This window comes from Segatella copri, from assembly GCF_019249765.2.
GTDB classification, from domain to species: Bacteria; Bacteroidota; Bacteroidia; order Bacteroidales; family Bacteroidaceae; genus Prevotella; species Prevotella copri_K.
Genome location: NZ_CP152484.1, coordinates 736,039 through 756,869 on the forward strand (window position 1 = coordinate 736,039; position 20,831 = coordinate 756,869).

Sequence of the window (20,831 nt, forward strand, 5' to 3'; positions counted from 1 at the left end):
TATAGTATATATAAAAAGAATTCGTAATTTTGTGGTGTAATTATCAACTATTCAATTTTAAACTTAACAATTTCATTATGAAAAAACTTGCCGCAAAATTATGGGCGGTTCTTATGCTCATGTTGGTCTCTATGCAGACGATGGCTACCGATGTGTTTACATCGAATCGTACTGACTTCCGAGACGAAAGTATTTACTTCATGATCACCACGCGTTTCTACGATGGAGATCCTAAAAACAATGTGCTTTGCTGGGATAACCAGGAAGCACAGATGAGTACCAAGGACCCTTGTTGGCGAGGTGACTTCCAGGGTGTCATCGACAAGCTCGACTACATCAAGGCGTTAGGTTTCACTGCCATCTGGATCACTCCTGTCGTACAGAATGCATCCGGTTATGACTACCACGGCTATCATGCTTCGGATTTCTCCAAGGTAGATTGCCGTTATCAGAGCGGTGATGGCAAAAAGAGCGGTGACGTGATGTTCCAGGAACTCATCGACAAGGCTCACGCCAAGGGTATCAAGATTATCCTCGATATCGTGCTCAACCACTCCGGTAACTTCGGTGAGGAGCATTTTTGCAAGGAGTTCGACCGTGATACACGTCTTCGTAACCAGGCAGACATCAATGCTTGTATGATTCCTAATCCAGAAATATTGGGTAGTGACTATCCAAGTCTTTTGCCTGCGGCACAGTATCAGCGTCGTCTTGCCCTGATGAAGAATACCGATGGTCAGAATCATGATTCACACAACTACTGGCACCATTTGGGTAGCTTCAACTGGGACTTTCCTAATCGCTGGTGGGCTCAGATTGCAGGTGACTGTGTGGACTTCAATACTGAGAATAATACAGTGGCTGAATATCTTGTCAAATGCTATGGCAATTTCATCAAGATGGGTGTCGATGGTTTCCGTATTGATACATCCGGCCACATCTCACGTCTAACCTTCTGCAAGCAGTTCATTCCTCAGTTTGCTGCCCTCGGTAAGAAGTATGAGGACAAGCGATTGAACAAGGCTCCATTCTTCATGTATGGTGAGGTTTGTTCCCGTTACAGTGGTGTGCAGTACCGTGGTCAGGACAACCTTTCACCTTTTTATTATACATGGAAGGCTCCACAGAACTTGATGGATCAGTTTGATGGCAGCCAGTCATACTGGGACACTCAGGAAATTTATGACACAGGTTCTGGTTATGATGATAAGCTGATGCCTCTCTGCGAGAAAGATAATGCGAATTCTCCAGAAAGCAACAATACCTTTATGCTGAATGGCGCATGGCATGAGCCAGACTATTCTCAGTCAAGCGGTTTCAATGTGATCGACTTCCCATTGCACTACAACTTCGGTAATGCAGCCACCGCATACGGCTTGGCTAAGTCTGGTGATATGAAATATAATGACGCTACCTATAATGTGGTATATGTAGACAGTCACGACTATGGTCCTGGGTCAGGGTCTCGTTTTGGCGGCTCAGACGCTCAGTGGGCAGAGAATCTCTCTCTGATGTTCACCTTCCGTGGAATCCCATGTCTCTATTATGGTTCTGAGGTAGGTTTCCGTCGCGATGTTGTGATTGACAGAGGTCCTAATGGTCCTCTTTCTGAAACTGGTCGTGCTTACTTCGGTGGTTATATCACAGGTGATGTAAAAGCCAAAGATTTCGGTGACTACACAGCAACAGGTAATGCGGCTGCCTCATTGAATCATGATGTGGCTCAGCACCTCATCCGTCTGAACAAGATTCGTCAGGCTGTTCCTGCTCTCCGTAAGGGTCAGTGGACTAGCGATGGTTGTACTCCTGCCAATGGTGGTATCGCCTTCAAGCGTGCTTATAAGGACAGTTATGCACTCGTAGCCCTCAATGGTGGTGCTACTTTCACAGATTGCCCAGCTGGTACTTATACAGACTTGGTAACAGGCAAGACTTACACAGGTTCTACTATCACTGTTGATGCTCCTAATAATCAGGGTCAGGTTCGCGTACTCGTGAAAGACTGGACTGGTGGCAAGCTCATTGATGATGGTGCTTTCATCTACGATACAACAGCCAAGTCTCTGGGTGACCAGACCTATGATGGTAATGAAGAGGCTGGTACAACTTGGGTTGACGAGGCTCCTCTTATGCCTGTAAGCGTTTCTCTTTCTCCAGCTGGTGGTACTTTCCGTACCAATACGGTAACTGTTACCGCTGAGGTCTCAGAAGATGCTACGTCTGCTTGGTATCAGATAGAGGGACAAGACAAGGTAGATTTGACCCCTGGTAAGCCTGTTACCTTCACTATCGGTGAAGACATGAACTTCAATGACACCAAGACAGTGACTTGGAGTGTAACAAGCTCTGAAGGCAAGGAGAAGACTGGTAAGGTTACATATACCAAGGTAGATCCTAACGCAGCTATCACCGTATATGTAAAGGCAGACAAGGCTCCTTACATCCATGCTTGGACAACAGGTGTTGGCGGTAAGAATTTGACAGGTTCATGGCCTGGTAAGGTAATGAAAGGTCCTGAGGAGATTGATGGTGCTAAATACTGGACTTATGATTTCGATAACGTTGAGAGCTTCAATGTAATATTGAATAATGGTAGCGGTGATCAGTCTGGTGACATCACTGGTATTACAAGTGATATCTACTTGGAGTATGACGGTGGTAAAAGTGCCAAGAAGATTTCTGCTCCAGCAAATTCGACAGCTGCTGCTAAGGTGGCTTTCAGCCCTAACGGTGGTGAATTTGAGAAGTCAATCACTGTAACTGCAACGCTGAGCAGCAATGCTAAGAGCGGTTGGTATAAGATTGGTAATGGCGATCAGGTAGCTCTTACTCCTGGCAAGCCAGTTACCTTCACTCTCGGTGCTGACATGATGGAAGGCGAGAGCAAGACTGTAACTTGGAGTGCAACTAATGAAGAGGATAAGGCTAAGACTGGTTCTGCAACCTTCAACAAGATTAAAGAGGTAGTTATTCCTACTCCAACAGGTATCTTCGCTTACTTCCTCGCTCCTTCAGACTGGAGTCAGGTAGACTGTTGGGCTTGGAATGATTCTGAGAACGTGAACTTTACCGGTGGTAAATGGCCAGGTGTAGCATGTACCAAGACCGGTGTGAAGAAGAATGGTTTGGATGTCTGGATGTGGAAGTATGATGGCGATTTGACAACTGCTCCTACTATGATCATCTTCAACAACGGCGGTAATGGTCAGCAGACAAAGGATTTGGAATTCGAAAACGGTGCAGTTTATAACCTTGCCGGTAAGACCAATGAGACTGTCTCGACAGGCATCAACCAGGTAGGTAGCAAGAAGGCTCCTGCTAAGTTGAAGATTTACTCTATCAATGGTGTGAAGGTAGCCGAAGTAAACAAGGTTTCTGATGCAGAATACGTTCTGGCTCCAGGTATGTATATCTGTAATGGCAAGAAGTTTGTTATCAAATAAATTACCGCTACTTTGGGACTAAAACAAGCACTTCGCCTGCTCTGTAAGCGGGTAGTGTGAGTTTGTCCCCATACGGTTAGCAGTTTATGTACATAATATCCTCTGAAAGAGGCTGATTTTTGCAAATATTCGTTTTGTGAAATTCAGCCTCTTTTTCTTTGTTGTTGCGAAATCGATTGCACAGGAAAAACAATAGAAAAATGAATTGTTTTATAGTATTAATAAAAAGAATTCGTAATTTTGCGGTGTAATTATTCAACTATTCAATTTTAAACTTAACAATTTCATTATGAAAAAACTTGCCGCAAAATTATGGGCGGTTCTTATGCTCATGTTGGTCTCCTTGCAGTCGATGGCTACCGATGTGTTTACATCGAATCGTACTGACTTCCGAGACGAAAGTATCTATTTCATGATGACCACTCGTTTCTACGATGGTGATCCAAGTAACAATGTGCTCTGCTGGGACAACCAGGAAGCACAGAAGAGTACCAAGGACCCTTGTTGGCGAGGTGACTTCCAGGGTGTCATCGACAAGCTCGACTACATCAAGGCGTTAGGTTTCACTGCCATCTGGATTACTCCTGTCGTACAGAATGCATCCGGTTATGACTACCACGGCTATCATGCTTCGGATTTCTCCAAGGTAGATTGCCGTTATCAGAGCGGTGACGGCAAAAAGAGTGGTGACGTGATGTTCCAGGAACTCATCGACAAAGCTCACGCCAAGGGTATCAAGATTATCCTCGATATCGTGCTCAACCACACCGGTAACTTCGGTGAGGAGCATTTTTGCAAGGAGTTCGACCGTGATACTCGTCTTCGTAACCAGGCAGACATCAATGCTTGTATGATTCCTAATTTGGAAACATTGGGTAGTGACTATCCAGGTCTTCAGCCTGGTTATCAGTATCAGCGTCGTCTTGCCATGATGAAGAATACCGATGGTCAGAATCATGATACTCACAACTACTGGCACCATTTCGGTAACTTCAACTGGGACTTACCTAATCGTTGGTGGGCTCAGATTGCAGGCGACTGTGTGGACCTCAATACTGAGAATAATACAGTGGCTGATTATCTTGTCAAATGCTATGGCAATTTCATCAAGATGGGTGTCGATGGTTTCCGTATTGATACATCCGGTCACATCTCACGTCTTACCTTCTGCAAGCAGTTCATTCCTCAGTTTGCTGCCCTCGGTAAGCAGTACGAGGACAAGCGATTGAACAAGGCTCCATTCTTCATGTATGGTGAGGTTTGTGCCCGTTTTGGTAGTGTGCAGTACCGTGGTCAAGACAATCTTTCACCTTATTATTATACATGGAAGGCTCCAAAGGAACTGATGGATGGCTTTGATGGCAGCCAGTCATACTGGGATACTCAGGAAATCTATGACAGTGGTACAGGTTATGATGCTAAGCTGATGCCTCTCTGCGAGAAAGATAATGCTGATTCTCCTGAAAGCAATAATACCTTTATGCTGAATGGTGCATGGCATGAGCCAGACTATTCTCAGTCAAGCGGTTTCAATGTAATCGACTTCCCATTGCACTACAACTTCTCTAATGCAGGAAGTGCATACGGCTTGGCTAAGTCTGGTGATATGAAATACAATGATGCTACTTTCAATGTAGTATATGTAGACAGTCATGACTACGGTCCTCAGCCAAGTGATGGTATCCGTTTCTCTGGTAGTGATGCTCAGTGGGCTGAGAATCTCTCTCTGATGTTTACCTTCCGTGGAATCCCATGTCTCTATTATGGTTCTGAGGTAGGTTTCCGTCGTGGTTCTGTGATTGACAAAGGTCCTAATGGTCCTCTTTCTAACACTGGTCGTGCTTACTTCGGTGGTTATATCACAGGTGATGTAGAAGCATCAGACTTCGGTGAATACAAGGCTTCTGGTAATGTGGAAGCTACATTGAATCATGATTTGGCTCAGCACCTCATCCGTCTGAACAAGATTCGTCAGGCTGTTCCTGCTCTCCGTAAGGGTCAGTGGACAGACGAGGGTTGTGCTGCTAACGGCGGTATCGCTTTCAAGCGTGCTTACAAGGACAGCTATGCACTCGTAGCCCTCAATGGTGGTGCTACTTTCACAGGTTGCCCAGCTGGTACTTATACAGACTTGGTAACAGGCAAGACTTACACAGGTCCTACTATCACCGTTGATGCTCCTAGTAATCAGGGTCAGGTTCGCGTACTCGTGAAAGACTGGAAGGGCGGAAAGCTCATTGATGATGGTGCTTTCATCTACGGTACTGCTGCTCAGCATAAGAGTGGTCAGGACTATGATGGCAATCAGGAAGCTGGTACAACTTGGGTTGACGAGGCTCCTCTTCAGCCAGTAAGCGTTTCTCTTTCTCCAGCTGGTGGAAGTTTCCGCACCAATACGGTAACAGTTACTGCTGAACTCTCAGAAGATGCTTTGTCTGGTTGGTACCAGATTGAGGGACAGGACAAGGTAGCTTTGACCCCTGGTAAGCCTGCTACCTTCACTATCGGTGACGACATGAACTTCAATCAGACCAAGACTGTGACTTGGAGCGCTACAAGCTCTGAAGGCGAGAAGACTGGTAAGGTTACTTATACCAAGGTAGATCCTAACGCAGCTATCACCGTATATGTAAAGGCAGACAAGGCTCCTTACATCCATGCTTGGACAACAGGTACTGGCGGTAAGAATTTGACAGGTGCATGGCCTGGTAAGGTGATGAACGGTCCTGAGGAGATTGATGGTGCTAAATACTGGACTTATGATGTCGATAACGTTGAGAGCTTCAATATAGTATTGAGTAATGGTAGCGGTGCTCAGTCTGGTGACATCACTGGTATTACAGGTGATACCTACTTGGAGTATGATGGTGGTACAAGTGCCAAGAAGATTTCTGCTCCAGCAAATTCGACAGCTGCTGCTAAGGTGGCTTTCAGCCCTAACGGTGGTGAATTTGAGAAGTCAATCACTGTAACTGCAACGCTGAGCAGCAATGCCAAGAGCGGTTGGTATAAGATCGGTGATGGCGAGCAGGTGGCTCTTACTCCTGGTAAGGCTGCTACATTCACACTCGGTGCTGACATGATGGAAGGCGAGAGCAAGACTGTAACTTGGAGTGCAACCAATGCTGATGGTACAACTAAGACAGGTTCTTCAACCTTCAACAAGATTAAAGAGGTTGTAATTCCTACTCCAACAGGTATCTTCGCTTACTTCCTCGCTCCTTCAGATTGGAATCAGGTCGATAGCTGGGCTTGGAATAATACAGACAACTTTACCGGTGGTAACTGGCCAGGTGTAGCATGTACCAAGACCGGTGTGAAGAAGAATGGTCTGGATGTCTGGATGTGGAAGTATGATGGCGATTTGACAACTGCTCCTACCATGATCATCTTCAACAACGGCGGTGGTCAGCAGACAAAGGATTTGAAATTCGAAAACGGTGCAGTTTATAACCTTGCCGGTAAGACCAATGAGTCTGTCTCAACAGGCATCAACCAGGTAGGTAGCAAGAAGGCTCCTGCTAAGTTGAAGATTTACTCTATCAATGGTGTGAAGGTAGCCGAAGTGAACAAGGTTTCTGATGCAGAATACGTTCTGGCTCCAGGTATGTATATCTGCAATGGCAAGAAGTTTGTTATCAAATAAACTTACCGCTACTTTGGGACTTAAACAAGCACTTCGCCTGCTCTGTAAGCGGGTAGTGTGAGTTTGTCCCCGTGTGGTTAGCAGTTTATGTACATAATATCCTCTGAATGAGGCTGAATTTTGCAAATATTCGTTTTGCGAAATTCAGCCTCTTTTTCTTTGTTGTTGCGAAATCGATTGCACAGAAGAAACAATAGAAAAGTGAATTATCTTATAGTATTTATAAAAAGAATTCGTAATTTTGCGGTGTAATTATTCAACTATTCAATTTTAAACTTAACAATTTCATTATGAAAAAACTTGCCGCAAAATTATGGGCGGTTCTTATGCTCATGTTGGTCTCCTTGCAGACGATGGCAACGGAAACGTTTACCAACGATCGTACTGACTTCCGAGACGAAAGTATCTATTTCATGATCACCACCCGTTTTTACGATGGAGATCCTAAAAACAATGTGCTCTGCTGGGACAACCAGGCAGCGCAGATTGAAACAAAAGACCCTTGCTGGCGAGGTGACTTCCAGGGTGTCATTGATAAGCTCGACTATATCAAGGCGCTTGGTTTCACTGCCATCTGGATTACTCCTGTCGTACAGAACGCATCCGGTTATGACTACCACGGCTATCATGCTATGGATTTCCAGCATGTTGACTGCCGCTATCAGAGCAGTGATGGTAAGAGTGGTGACGTGATGTTCCAGGAACTCATCGATAAGGCTCATGCCAAGGGTATCAAGATTATCCTCGATATCGTGCTCAACCATACCGGTAACTTCGGTGAGGAGAAGCTCTGCAAGCTGTTCGATCGTGACACACAACTTCGCAACCAAGCTTACATCGATGCTTGTATGACCCCTACAGAAACTTTGGGTAGTGACTACCTGACCATCCTTCCAAAAGATCAATACCACCGTCGTCTTACCATGATGAAGAATATGGATGGTCAGAACCGTGATATTCACAACTACTGGCACCATTACGGTCAGTTCGGTTGGGATGATCCATCCCGTTGGTGGGGTCAGATTGCTGGTGACTGTGTTGACCTCAATACAGAGAACGACGAGGTAGCTAAGTATCTCGTAGATTGCTATGGTCAGTTCATCAAGATGGGTGTGGATGGTTTCCGTATCGATACCTCCGGTCACATCTCACGACTCACTTTCAACCATCAGTTCGTTCCACAGTTTGCTGCCCTCGGTAAGCAGTACGAGAATAAGCGATTGAACAAGGCTCCTTTCTTTATGTATGGTGAGGTTTGTACCCGTGGTCACGAAGCAACCTACAGAGGTCAGGCCAATCTTTCTTGCTACTTCTATACATGGAAGTCTGATGAGTCTTTGATGAACCAGTGGGATGGAAGCCAAAGCTTCTGGGACAGTCAGGTATTGCCAGAGGGTTCTGGACCTATCGGTCCTCAGGCACTCTGCGGTAAGGAAACATTTGGTGACAAGAAGAGCGAAAATGCTAAGATGATCAATGGTGCATGGCATGAGCCAGACTATTCTGAGGCAAGTGGTTTTAATGTCATCGACTTCCCAATGCACTATAGCTACAATACAGCTAAAGATGCATTCCGTCTTTCAGCGGAAGACGAACTCTATAATGACGCTACATACAATGTAGTATATATTGACAGCCATGACTACAGTCCAGGCCCAAACGATCTCAACCGTTTCGGTGGTACAGATGCTCAGTGGGCTGAGAACCTCTCTCTCTTGTTTACCTTCCGTGGTATTCCATGTATCTACTATGGTTCTGAGGTTGGTTTCCGTCGTGGTGTAAGAATCGACCCAGGTCCTAACGGTCCTCTTTCAGAAACTGGTCGTGCTTACTTCGGTGGTTATATCACAGGTGATGTAACAGCAACAGACTTCGGTGAGTATAAGGCTACAGGTAACGTAGCTGCTTCTTTGAATCACGATGTAGCTCAGCACCTCATCCGTTTGAACAAGATCCGTCAGGCTGTGCCTGCTCTCCGTAAGGGTCAGTGGACAACAGACGGTTGTAAGGCAACAGGTAAGAATGGTATCGCTTTCAAGCGTGCTACTAAGGATTGCTATGCGCTCGTAGCCCTCAATGGTGGTGCTACCTTCACAGATTGCCCAGCTGGTACTTATACCGACGTGGTAACTGGTAAGACATATACAGGTTCTACTATTGAAGTAGAAGCTCCTTCTACTCAGGGTCAGCTCCGTGTTCTCGTAAAGGACTGGAAGGATGGCAAGATCGGTGAGGATGGTGCTTTCATCTACGATACTACAGCTAAGTCTCTGGACGGTCAGGCTTATGATGGTAATGAAGAGGCTGGTACAATTTGGAACGAGCAGGGCCCTATTCAGCCAGCAAGCGTTTTATTCTCACAGGCAGGTGGATCATTCCGTACTGAGACTATTAACCTGACAGTTACTCTCTCTGAAGACGCTAAGTCTGGTTGGTATCAGATACAAGGTCAGGATAAGGTGAACTTGACTCCTGGTGTGAGTGAGAACCTTACCATAGGCGAAGGTATGAACTTTGGCGACACCAAGACTATTGAGTGGAGCGCAGAGGCCCAGGACGGTAAAGTAAAGAGCGGTAGCTTGACCTTCAAGAAGGTGGACCCTAATGCTACTATCATGGTTTACGTACAGGCAGAAAATGCTCCTTTTATCTATGCTTGGTCAAAAGGTTCTTCTGTTAAGAAATTGACAGGCGATTGGCCTGGTACAAAGATGACAGAGTCTGAAGAAATCAATGGCGAAAAGTACTGGACTTACGCTTTTGATGGCGTAGATAACTTCAATGTCATCTTGAATAATAATAGCGGTGCACAGTCTGGTGAAATCTCTGGTATCACAGGTGATATCTACCTGAAGTATGACGGCGGTGCAAATGCTCAGAAGATTGACGCTCCTGTCAATACTGCAGCCAAGGTTACTTTCAGCCCTAACGGTGGTGACTTCGAGAAAACTGTCACTGTAACAGCCACATTGAGCAACAATGCCAAGAGCGGTTGGTACAAGATCGGTAATGGTGAGCAGGTGGCTCTTACCCCTGGTAAGGCTGCTACATTCACACTCGGTGCTGACATGATGGAAGGCGAGAGCAAGACTGTAACTTGGAGTGCAACCAATGCAGATAACGAAACCAAGACTGGTTCTGCAACCTTCAACAAGATTAAAGAGGTAGTTATTCCTACTCCAACAGGTATCTTCGCTTACTTCCTCGCTCCTTCAGACTGGAGTCAGGTAGATTGCTGGGCTTGGAATGATACAGACAACTTTACCGGTGGTAACTGGCCAGGTGTAAGCTGTACCAAGACTAACATGAAGAAGAATGGTCTTGATGTTTGGATGTGGAAGTATGATGGCGATTTGACAACTGCTCCTACTATGATCATCTTCAACAACGGCAGTGGTCAGCAGACAAAGGACTTGAAATTCGAAAACGGTGCAGTTTATAACCGTGACGGTAAGACCAACGAGTCTATCTCAACAGGTATCAACCAGGTAGGTAGCAAGAAGGCTCCTGCTAAGTTGAAGATTTACTCTATCAACGGTCAGAAGGTTGCCGAAGTGAATAATGTTTCTGATGCAGAATACGTTCTGGCTCCAGGTATGTACATCTGCAATGGCAAGAAGTTTGTTATCAAGTAGCCAATGGTTAGCCGCCATTACTTTTAGAAACATTTAGTTTATCATATTTCATTTATTTTAGGTTTAAGTACTCCTAAATGGCTTGAATAGAACAAATTTTCAGCCATTTAGGAGTCTTTTTTGTATATATAAGTAGAAAATATATTAAAGATTTTGGGTAAAACCTTTTTTTTTTGTAACTTTGCGCCCAAAAGTAAAAACATTATAAAAATATAAGATAATATGGCTAAGAAATTTGCCGAGCATAATGGTCTGAATCTGACACAGACCAACAATGACGTACTCGCAGCGTGGGAGAAGAATGATATCTTCCACAAGTCTATCGACGAGCGTGAAGGCTGCCCTCAGTTTATCTTCTTCGAGGGACCTCCATCAGCTAATGGCCACCCGGGTATTCACCACGTGTTGGCACGTAGTATCAAGGATACATTCAACAGATACAAGACCATGAAGGGTTTCCAGGTTCACCGCAAGGCGGGATGGGATACCCACGGACTCCCTGTTGAACTCGGTGTCGAGAAGGAACTCGGCATCACCAAGAAGGATATCGACAACAAGGCTTCAGAGAAGTATATCTCTACTGAGGATTACAACCACAAGTGCCGCGAGAACGTGATGAAGTTCACCGCTGAGTGGCGCGAGTTGACCGAGAAGATGGGTTACTTCGTAGATCTCGATCATCCTTATATCACTTACGATAACAAGTATATCGAGACTCTCTGGTGGCTCCTCAAGCAGCTCTACAACAAGGGGTTGCTCTACAAGGGTTACACCATCCAGCCATACTCTCCAGGTGCAGGTACAGGCTTGAGCTCTCACGAGTTGAACCAGCCTGGCTGCTATCGCGATGTTAAGGACCTCACAACCACAGCCCAGTTCCTCATCAAGGATCCTAAGGCTGAGTGGACCAAGTGGGGCAAGCCATACTTCATCGCATGGACCACTACACCTTGGACTTTGCCATCAAACGTGGCTCTCTGTGTGGGTCCTAAGATTGACTATGTAGCCATCGAGACCTACAACCTCTACAATGGCGAGCCTATGACACTCGTGATGGCTGAGGCTTTGGTAGGTTCATATCTGAAGGCAGACCAGGAGTGCAAGGAAGGCGATCTCCTGCCATTCGACAAGGAGAAGAAGCAGTGCCCATGGCGCATTATCGACCACATGAAGGGTACAGACCTCGAAGGCATGCACTACGAGCAGCTCCTTCCTTGGGTGAAGCCATGCGAGAAGGTTGATCTCTTCGCGCCGGCTTTCGTAACAGAATATGCTGCTGCTCATCCTGAGAAGGTGTTCGCTTCTGAGGATGGTCGCGATCAGTTCGTAGAGATGGATAGCGAGGCTTTCCGCGTAATCCTCGGCGACTACGTTACTACCGATGACGGTACAGGTATCGTGCACATTGCTCCTACATTCGGTGCCGATGATGCCAAGGTGGCTAAGGATGCCAACATCCCAGCTCTATACCTTATTAATAAGAAGGGCGAGACCCGTCCAATGGTTGACCTGCAGGGTAAGTTCTATCTCATCGAAGACCTCGATGCCAACTTTGTGAACGCTTGCGTCAACAAGGAGGCATACGCTCATCACGCAGGCGACTACGTGAAGAATGCTTACGACCCACAGTTTAATGTGGATGGTGTCTGGGACAAGAAGGCTTCTGAGAAGGCTGAAGACCTGAACATCGTACTCTGCTACGAGTTGAAGCAGGAGGGCAAGGCTTTCAAGAGCGAGAAGCACGTGCACAACTATCCTCACTGCTGGCGTACCGACAAGCCTATCCTCTATTATCCATTGGATAGCTGGTTTATCAAGGATACTGCCCGCAAGGAGCGCATGGTAGAACTCAACAAGACCATCAACTGGCAGCCTGAGAGCACCGGTACAGGCCGTTTCGGCAACTGGCTCGAGAATCTGAACGACTGGAACCTTTCACGTTCCCGCTTCTGGGGTACTCCATTGCCAATCTGGCGTGACGAGAACCGTGGCGAGAAGTGTATCGGCAGCCTTGAGGAACTCTATGCTGAAATCGAGAAGTCTGTGGCTGCAGGCATCATGCAGAGCAACCCATTGAAGGAGAATGGTTTCGTGCCTGGCGACTACAGTCAGGAGAACTATGATAAGATTGACCTCCACCGTCCATACGTTGACAAGATTGTATTGGTTAACGAGGAGGGCAAGCCAATGTATCGTGAGAGCGACCTCATCGATGTTTGGTTCGATTCAGGTTCAATGCCTTACGCCCAGCTCCACTACCCATTCGAGGGTGAGATGGTACGTGGCACAGAGGCAGACCGCGATGCACTCATCCACAGCACCTACGAGGGATATGCTATTCCTCCTAAGTTCTATCCAGCCGACTTCATTAACGAGGGCGTGGATCAGACCCGTGGATGGTTCTTCACTCTGCACGCCATCGCTACCATGGTATTTGATAGCGTAGCCTTCAAGAACGTAATCTCTTCTGGTCTCGTTCTCGATGCCAAGGGTAACAAGATGAGTAAGCACGTGGGTAACGTGACTAACCCATTCGAGATGATTGACAAGTATGGTGCCGACCCTGTTCGTTTCTATATGATGACCAACAGCGAGCCTTGGGACAACCTCAAGTTCGACCCTAACGGTGTGGATGAGACCCGTCGCAAGTTCTTCGGTACCTTATATAATACCTACAGCTTCTTCGCCCTCTACGCTAATGTAGATGGTTTCGATGCTGAGGCTGCTCAGGTGCCATTTGAGAAGCGCCCAGAGATTGACCGCTGGATTCTCTCTTCACTCAATACCCTCATCAAGGGCGTTGACAGAGAGTTGGCTGGCTATGATCCAACCCGCGCAGGCCGTCTCATCGATGCATTCGTAAACGATGACCTCTCTAACTGGTACGTTCGTCTGAACCGTAAACGTTTCTGGGGTAAGGAGATGAGCGAGGATAAGCTGAGTGCTTACCAGACTCTCTATACCTGCCTGATGACAGTGGCTAAGCTGCTGGCACCATTCGCTCCATTCTATGCAGACGAGTTGTATCACGACTTGGGCGGCGAGTTGGAGAGCGTACATCTCGATAAGTTCCCTGTAGCTGATGAGGCTGCTATCGATGCCGACCTGGAGGAGCGTATGGCCATCGCCCAGAAGATTACTTCTATGGTATTGGCATTGCGCCGCAAAGTGAACATCAAGGTGCGTCAGCCACTCCAGCAGATCATGATTCCTGCAGTAGATGATGTACAGAAGGCACACATCGAGGCAGTAGCCGGACTGTTGAAGAACGAGGTGAACGTGAAGGAGGTTAACTTCATTGAGGGTCAGGGCATTCTCGTAAAGAAGGTGAAGTGTAACTTTAGAGTGATGGGTAAGAAGTTCGGCAAGCTGATGAAGGGTGTTGCTGCCCAGATGTCAGCGCTCGATCAGGACCAGATTGCAGCCTTCGAGAAGGCAGGCAACATCACATTGAATATCGACGGACAGGAAGCCGTGGTAGAGGTAGCCGACGTGGAGATTATCTCTGAGGATATTCCAGGATGGCTCGTATCTAACGAGGGCAATCTGACCGTAGCGCTTGAAGTAGAGTTGACCCCAGAATTGAAGAAGGAGGGTATGGCTCGTGAGTTGATCAACCGTATCCAGAACCTCCGCAAGGAGACAGGTCTGGAGATTACCGACCGCATCAACGTAACTGTGGCTCCTAATGAGGAGACCAATGCAGCCATCAAGGCATTCGCCGACTACATCAAGGGTCAGGTATTGGCAGACAGCATCGAAATCGGCGACAACGCAGGTGTTGAGACCGAGTTTGATGACTTTAAGTTGAACATTCTCGTAGAGAAGAATTAAATAGTTAGGAGTTAGGAGTTAGAAGTTAGGAGCATTTCCAAACTGCTTGCTTCTAACTTTCTAGCCCTTATTTCCTAAAAACATTAACAAATAACATAATAGATAACATCTATGGCTAACGAAAAACTACGTTATAGCGATCAGGAGCTCGAGGAGTTCCGCGCTATCATTGATGAGAAATTGAAGGTGGCAAAGCAGACTTATCATGATTGTATGGCTCAGCTGAACCACTCAGACAGTAATGATGTGGTAGATACATCACCAACCTACAAGGCTCTTGAAGAGGGTAGTGAAGCACAAAGCAAGGAAGAAATCATCCAGATGGCTCAGCGTCAGCAGAAGTTCATCAAGGGATTGGAAGCAGCTTTGGTTCGTATCCAGAACAAGACCTATGGTATTGACCGCGAAACAGGTGAGTTGATTCCTAAGGAGCGTTTGCGTGCTGTACCTCATGCCACTTTGAGTGTAGCTTCTAAAGAGGCTAGAAAGAAGTAATAAATGGAGAAAACAAGTAAAATTAAATACGGATGGCTCGTCACGGCAATGGTGGTTGTGCTTCTTGTTATCGATCAGATTATCAAGGTGTACATCAAGACCCATTTTTGCCTTGGCGAGTCTGTTCGTGTTACTGATTGGTTTTATATCGAATTTGTTGAGAACAGCGGAATGGCTTGGGGTATGTCGTTTATCGGCAAGTTCTGGCTAAGTCTGTTGCGCCTGGTAGCCATCTGTGCGTTGAGCATTTATCTGCATCGCATCATTAAGCGTGGTACCTATCGCTTGTTATACATTATTTTGGTGGCGCTGGTTCTGACGGGTGCAATCGGCAATATGATTGATTCCATCTTCTACGGACTTATCTTCACCGGTGCCTCACCTTATTATGTATCTTATCTTGTGCCTTTCGGCGAGGGGTATGCACCCGTGCTCATGGGCAAGGTGGTTGATATGTTCCGCTTTCCGTTCTTCACCTATACATGGCCTGAATGGTTCCCTTTCTGGGGTGGACAGCATGGTACATTCTTCGATCCTGTATTCAATTTTGCAGATTCCTGTGTATCAGTCGGCATCATTTCTCTCTTGCTTTTCTGTAGAAAAGAACTGGAAGCTCTCGGAGGTGGTGATAAGGAGAAGAAGGTTAAAGATTCTTCTTTTATTGAAACTGCTGAAGAAAAGATAAAGTCTCAATCTCAAGAAAATAAGGAGGACAAGTAATCATGAAGAAAGCTTTTCTTTATCTCTGTTGGATAGTAACCTTTTGTGCAGTCTTCGCTTCTTGCAAGCCTTCGCTGCCAAGAGATGTGCTCTCTAAAGGAAAGATGACGGATATTCTCTTCGATTATCACATCGCTCTTGCTATGGCGCAGAGCGAAGACGGTGGTAGTGAGAAGAATAGTCTGGCTTATCGCGAGGCCGTACTGAAGAAACATGATGTCACCTCGGCAGACTTCGACAGTTCGATGGTTTATTATATGCGCCATACTGAATTGCTGCATGATGTGTATAAGGATTTGGCTGAAAGATTGGATAAAGAGGTGGTTGCATTGGGTGGAAACAGTGCAGGAAATAGTGATTTTGACAATCTTACTGCTGTTGGCGATACTGCCAATATCTGGAAAGATGCTACTTCGATGGTATTCTCGCCTGATGAGGGCTTCAACAGTCGCAGTTTTAAAATTGAAGCTGATACTGCTTTCCATAAGGGTGACCGGTTCCGTCTTGATTTCGAATCGCAGTTTATCTTCCAGGATGGTATGCGTGATGGTATCGCTTTGCTGGCTGTTCAGTTCAAGAACGATAGTGTGGCACAGACTGTAGTTCATATTCAGAGTGCTCAGCACTATAGTGTAGAACTCGCTGATAATGATAGCCTTGGAATTAAATGCATAAAGGGGTACTTTATGTTGAATGAGGGTGGCTTCAGTTCTGATGCCGGTTCTTTGACGACTCTTAAACTGATGTTTGTCAATAAGATTCGTCTCATCCGTATGCATCCTAAAAAGGTAGCACCGGTTTCTTCTGCAGCATCTTCAGATTCGGCAAAAGTAGATACTGCTCGTAAGACCCGTATACCAGGTCCGAGTGTTCCAGCACGTCCGGATGGAGCTTTGGCGCCACCGACCAGTGCACCGGTTCCTATGCCTGATAAACCTATTCAGATGACGAGTAATTAGTCTGGATGTTTAAGATATGGCTGAAATGAGAAGATGCGGAGCCCATCAGGTTATATTGCCGGATGGCTCGATATTGCAGCAGGCTGTGGTAGAAATACAAGAGGGCAGGGTGGTGAACTACTTCGAGTTTCGCGAGGAGTTGCCGATGACCGAATGGTTAGGCGGCGAAATCCGGGTCGAACGCGATGAGGAAGGCATCCTCCGTGCCCTATGGAACGGAAAAGTAATCAATAAACATTAAACATAAACATTAATAATATGTTAAGCGTAGATCAATTAGAAGACAAGTTGATAGACTTGGCATTTGCTGAGGATATCGGTGATGGCGACCACACAACTTTGTGTTGTATCCCAGAAGACGCCATGGGTAAGAGCCACTTGCTTATCAAGGAAGATGGCGTGTTGGCAGGTGTTGAAATGGCAAAGAAGGTATTTGCCCGTTTCGATCCTACCATGAAGGTAGAAGTGTTGCTTCAGGATGGAACCCATGTTAAGAAGGGTGACATTGCAATGATTGTAGAGGGTAAGACCCGTTCTTTGCTCCAGACAGAGCGTTTGATGCTCAATATCATGCAGCGTATGAGTGGCATTGCTACCATGACTGCTAAGTATGTAAAGCGTCTTGAGGGTACAAAGACTCATATCCTTGATACCCGTAAGACAACTCCAGGTCTTCGCATGTTGGAGAAGCAGGCTGTGAAGATTGGTGGTGGTATGAACCATCGTATCGGTCTCTTCGATATGATTCTCCTCAAGGACAACCACATCGATTTCGCTGGCGGTATCGATAACGCCATCGACCGTTGCCACGCTTATCTCAAGGAGAAGGGGCTCGATCTGAAGATTGAAATCGAGGTTCGCAGCTTCGATGAACTTGACCAGGTATTGAAGCATGGTGGTGTAAATCGTATCATGCTCGATAACTTCTCTGTGCCTGATACTAAGAAGGCAGTAGACATCATCGCAGGTAAGTATGAGACTGAGTCATCTGGCGGTATCACCTACGATACTATCCGTGACTATGCAGAGCAGGGTGTTGATTTCATCTCAGTTGGTGCCTTGACACATAGTGTGAAGGGCTTGGATATGAGTTTCAAGGCTTGCGAGTAAGAGTGATTTAAGTGAAGAGGGAAGAGTGAAGAATTCAAATGCTTTTCTCTTTGTTCTTCTGAAATAATTTTGTGGAGTTAGGAGACTTTTCTAACTCCACATTCTATTTAGGTGTATATTAATAAAGGTATATTTATGAATAAGATTTTTGCTTCTGCCTTGATGGCTGTAGCTATGTTGGGCAGTGTCTCTGAGGCTGAGGCATGTACCAACTTTATAGTAGGAAAAAAAGCATCGGTTGATGGATCTGTAATGTGTTCATATAGTGCCGATGACTATGGTATGTTCCAAAATCTCTGTCATTTTCCTGCCGGTAAGCATGCTAAGGGCGAGATGCGTAAGATTTACGATTGGGATACCAATAAATATCATGGTGAGATTCCGGAGGCTGCCGAGACTTATAATGTGATTGGCAATATCAACGAGTGGCAGGTTACCATCGGTGAAACTACTTATGGTGGACGTGAGGAGATGGCTGATTCTACAGGTATCATGGACTATGGTTCACTCATCTATGTTGCCCTGCAGCGTAGTAAGACTGCCCGTGAGGCTATCAAAGTGATGACAACCATCGCCAATACTTACGGTTATAATTCAGAAGGCGAGACCTTTACCATCTGTGATCCGAACGAAGCTTGGATTATGGAGATGATGGGCAAGGGACCAGGCTCTAAGGGCGTGGTTTGGGTAGCTCTCCGTATTCCTGATAATGCTATTTGTGCACATGCTAACCAGAGTCGCATCGGCAAGTTCAATATGAAGGATAAGAAAAACGTGATGTATGCCAAGGATGTCGTTTCTTTTGCTCGCAGTAAGGGCTGGTTCAAGGGCAAGGATGCTGATTTCTCATGGAAAATGGCATATGCTAAGCCTGATTTCTCAGGACGTCGTTTCTGCGATGCTCGTGCTTGGGCTCTCTTGAATCATTTCTATGATATGAGTCCTTATCTTGATTGGGCTTTGGGCAAGGATCCTAATGCGAAGGATATGCCTCTCTGGGTGGTTCCAAACAAGAAGGTGAGTGTTGCTGATGTTGAGGCTTGCATGCGTGACCATTATGAGGGTACACCTCTTTCTGTTGCTGATGGCACTGATATCGGAGGTGGTATCTGGCAGATGCCTTACAGACCAACTCCATTGATGTTTAAGGTGGATGGAAAGCAGTGCTTCAACGAACGTCCGGTCAGCACCCAGCAGACTGGTTTTGTTTTTGTTAGCCAGATGCGTTCATGGATGCCTAGAGAGATTGGCGGTGTTCTTTGGTTTGGTAATGATGATGCCAATATGGTAGCGTTCACACCAATCTACTGTTCTTCTACAGTTCGTCCTGAGTGTTATAACACACCGGGAGCAGATGCTGTGAATTTCAGTTTCAAGAATGCTTACTGGGTGTGCAATATGACCAGCAATATGGTTTATCCTCGTTACAGCCAGATGTTCCCAACCTTGAAGGAGGTTCGTGATAGTCTGGATAACAGCTATTTTGCTGCACAGCCAGGTGTTGAGGCTAAGGCTCAGGAACTGTATGCACAGAATCCACAGGCTGCAGTCAAGTATCTCAATGATTATGGTATTGAGAAGGCACAGCAGATGTTGACGCGTTGGCAACAGCTCTTCCAGTTTATGGTAGTGAAGTATAATGACATGATTATCAAGCCAACCAAAAAAGATGGCAGTTTCGAGAAGACTCCTTATGGATTAGGTGCAACTCCAGTTCGTCCTGGGTATCCTGAGAAATATGCCAAGGAACTTATTAAGCAAACAGGAGACAAGTTCCTGGTTCCTGAAACAAAGTAACAATATTTATCATCACATAAAGAAAGCCGATTCAAGTATATTACTATACAAGAATCGGCTTTCCTGTTTTCTAGACTAACAATACTAAATAATCGTATTATAATTTTTAAAGTTACGTCTTTTAAAATCTATTACTTGAAGTATCTCTTGTAGAGACCTGCAAAACCTGCACAGTGGCGGGCTTCATCCTTAGCCATCTCATGAACGGTATCGTGGATAGCATCTGAACCCTGCTCCTTAGCAAGCTTGGCAATGCGGAACTTATCCTCACAAGCACCCTTCTCTGCTGCAATACGAGCTTCGAGATTGCTCTTGGTATCACCCAAAACCTCACCGAGAAGTTCTGCAAAACGAGAAGCGTGATCAGCCTCCTCATAGGCATAACGTTTGTAAGCCTCTGCAATTTCAGGATAGCCTTCACGATCTGCCTGGCGTGCCATAGCAAGATACATACCTACCTCGCCGCACTCACCATTGAAATGGTCCTTCAAACCCTTGATAACGTCTTCATTAACGCCATCCTTATATGCCTGACCGAGAACGTGAACGGTAGCAAATGTCATATCGTCATCTACTGCATCTTCCATCTCTTTGAACTTGCTGGCTGGAGCCTTGCAGATAGGGCACTTCTCAGGTGCTTCTGTACCTTCGTAAATGTAACCGCAAACGGTGCAAATAAACTTTTTCTTCATAATGTTTTTGTTTTAAATGTTGTTGTATAATTATTGTCTTTTGAATTAGTGAACAGTCTCTGTGAGAGGTGACTTTACGCCTTTTTTAGCGCATTCTGCACAGATTCCTCTGTAGTAGAGCTGTTCTTCCAATACGATGTTTCCTTCAATTTCCTTTCCTGGTTCCACTTTTGGAGCTGGTTCGCCGAAAAAGTCAATTACCTTGCCACAATTTCTGCAATAGAAATGAACGTGGCTTTTAATATTTCCATCATAACATACGCGATGTTCATCGATTGTGATCATCTGAGCCGCATTGTGCTCACTCAACATTCTGAGTGTGTTGTAAACGGTTGTCTTGCTCAATGTTGGGATACTCTCGGCTAATCCTTTGTACACATCCTCGATAGTTGGATGAGTGGGATGCTTGATGAGCCAATCCATAATGGCAATACGCTGGAGTGATGGTCGGATACCTTTCTCCACGAGTCTTTGATAGGCTTCTGTCTGCTTCATAATTA

Annotated in this window: 12 protein-coding genes; 10 read left to right on the forward strand and 2 right to left on the reverse strand. The window is 45.8% G+C overall.

Annotated features, from left to right (window positions below):
- The first annotated feature begins 77 nt into the window (after nt 1-77).
- The 10 genes from KUA46_RS03070 (at nt 78) to KUA46_RS03115 (ending at nt 19,639) form a co-directional block, all read left to right on the forward strand.
- Nucleotides 78-3,443, forward strand: coding sequence for an alpha-amylase family glycosyl hydrolase (locus KUA46_RS03070; RefSeq protein ID WP_256625038.1), 3,366 nt, complete (start codon nt 78-80; stop codon nt 3,441-3,443).
- 289 nt (nt 3,444-3,732) lie between these two features.
- Entirely contained in the window at nt 3,733-7,089 is a 3,357-nt protein-coding gene (locus tag KUA46_RS03075) for an alpha-amylase family glycosyl hydrolase (RefSeq protein ID WP_256625037.1), read from the forward strand.
- 290 nt (nt 7,090-7,379) lie between these two features.
- Nucleotides 7,380-10,724, forward strand: coding sequence for an alpha-amylase family glycosyl hydrolase (locus KUA46_RS03080; RefSeq protein ID WP_256625036.1), 3,345 nt, complete (start codon nt 7,380-7,382; stop codon nt 10,722-10,724).
- Nucleotides 10,725-10,946: 222 nt separating this feature from the next.
- On the forward strand, nt 10,947-14,558 hold the full coding sequence (ileS, locus tag KUA46_RS03085; RefSeq protein WP_218487074.1) for an isoleucine--tRNA ligase: 3,612 nt from the start codon (nt 10,947-10,949) through the stop codon (nt 14,556-14,558).
- Between the two features lie 111 nt (nt 14,559-14,669).
- Nucleotides 14,670-15,053, forward strand: coding sequence for a TraR/DksA family transcriptional regulator (locus KUA46_RS03090; protein WP_022120972.1), 384 nt, complete (start codon nt 14,670-14,672; stop codon nt 15,051-15,053).
- A gap of 3 nt (nt 15,054-15,056) precedes the next feature.
- On the forward strand, nt 15,057-15,773 hold the full coding sequence (locus tag KUA46_RS03095; protein WP_218487073.1) for a lipoprotein signal peptidase: 717 nt from the start codon (nt 15,057-15,059) through the stop codon (nt 15,771-15,773).
- Between the two features lie 2 nt (nt 15,774-15,775).
- Nucleotides 15,776-16,732 (forward strand): DUF4296 domain-containing protein, encoded by a 957-nt coding sequence (locus KUA46_RS03100; RefSeq protein ID WP_218487072.1) that lies wholly within the window; start codon nt 15,776-15,778, stop codon nt 16,730-16,732.
- A 16-nt stretch (nt 16,733-16,748) separates the two neighbouring features.
- Nucleotides 16,749-16,973, forward strand: coding sequence for a hypothetical protein (locus KUA46_RS03105; RefSeq protein ID WP_117586629.1), 225 nt, complete (start codon nt 16,749-16,751; stop codon nt 16,971-16,973).
- Between the two features lie 17 nt (nt 16,974-16,990).
- The gene (gene nadC / locus KUA46_RS03110; protein ID WP_006846832.1) at nt 16,991-17,842 is read left to right on the forward strand and encodes a carboxylating nicotinate-nucleotide diphosphorylase; all 852 of its coding nucleotides are present in this window, start codon (nt 16,991-16,993) and stop codon (nt 17,840-17,842) included.
- Between the two features lie 162 nt (nt 17,843-18,004).
- Nucleotides 18,005-19,639 (forward strand): dipeptidase, encoded by a 1,635-nt coding sequence (locus KUA46_RS03115; protein WP_420377691.1) that lies wholly within the window; start codon nt 18,005-18,007, stop codon nt 19,637-19,639.
- Nucleotides 19,640-19,770: 131 nt separating this feature from the next.
- On the opposite strand, the gene KUA46_RS03120 is transcribed toward KUA46_RS03115, so the two are convergent.
- Both KUA46_RS03120 and KUA46_RS03125 read right to left on the reverse strand, forming a co-directional pair.
- Nucleotides 19,771-20,331 carry an NADH peroxidase gene (locus KUA46_RS03120; protein WP_022120967.1) on the reverse strand — a complete coding sequence of 187 codons (561 nt, stop codon included), beginning with the start codon at nt 20,329-20,331 and terminating at the stop codon, nt 19,771-19,773.
- Nucleotides 20,332-20,376: 45 nt separating this feature from the next.
- On the reverse strand, nt 20,377-20,826 hold the full coding sequence (locus KUA46_RS03125; protein ID WP_117693059.1) for a Fur family transcriptional regulator: 450 nt from the start codon (nt 20,824-20,826) through the stop codon (nt 20,377-20,379).
- Nucleotides 20,827-20,831 lie beyond the last annotated feature (5 nt).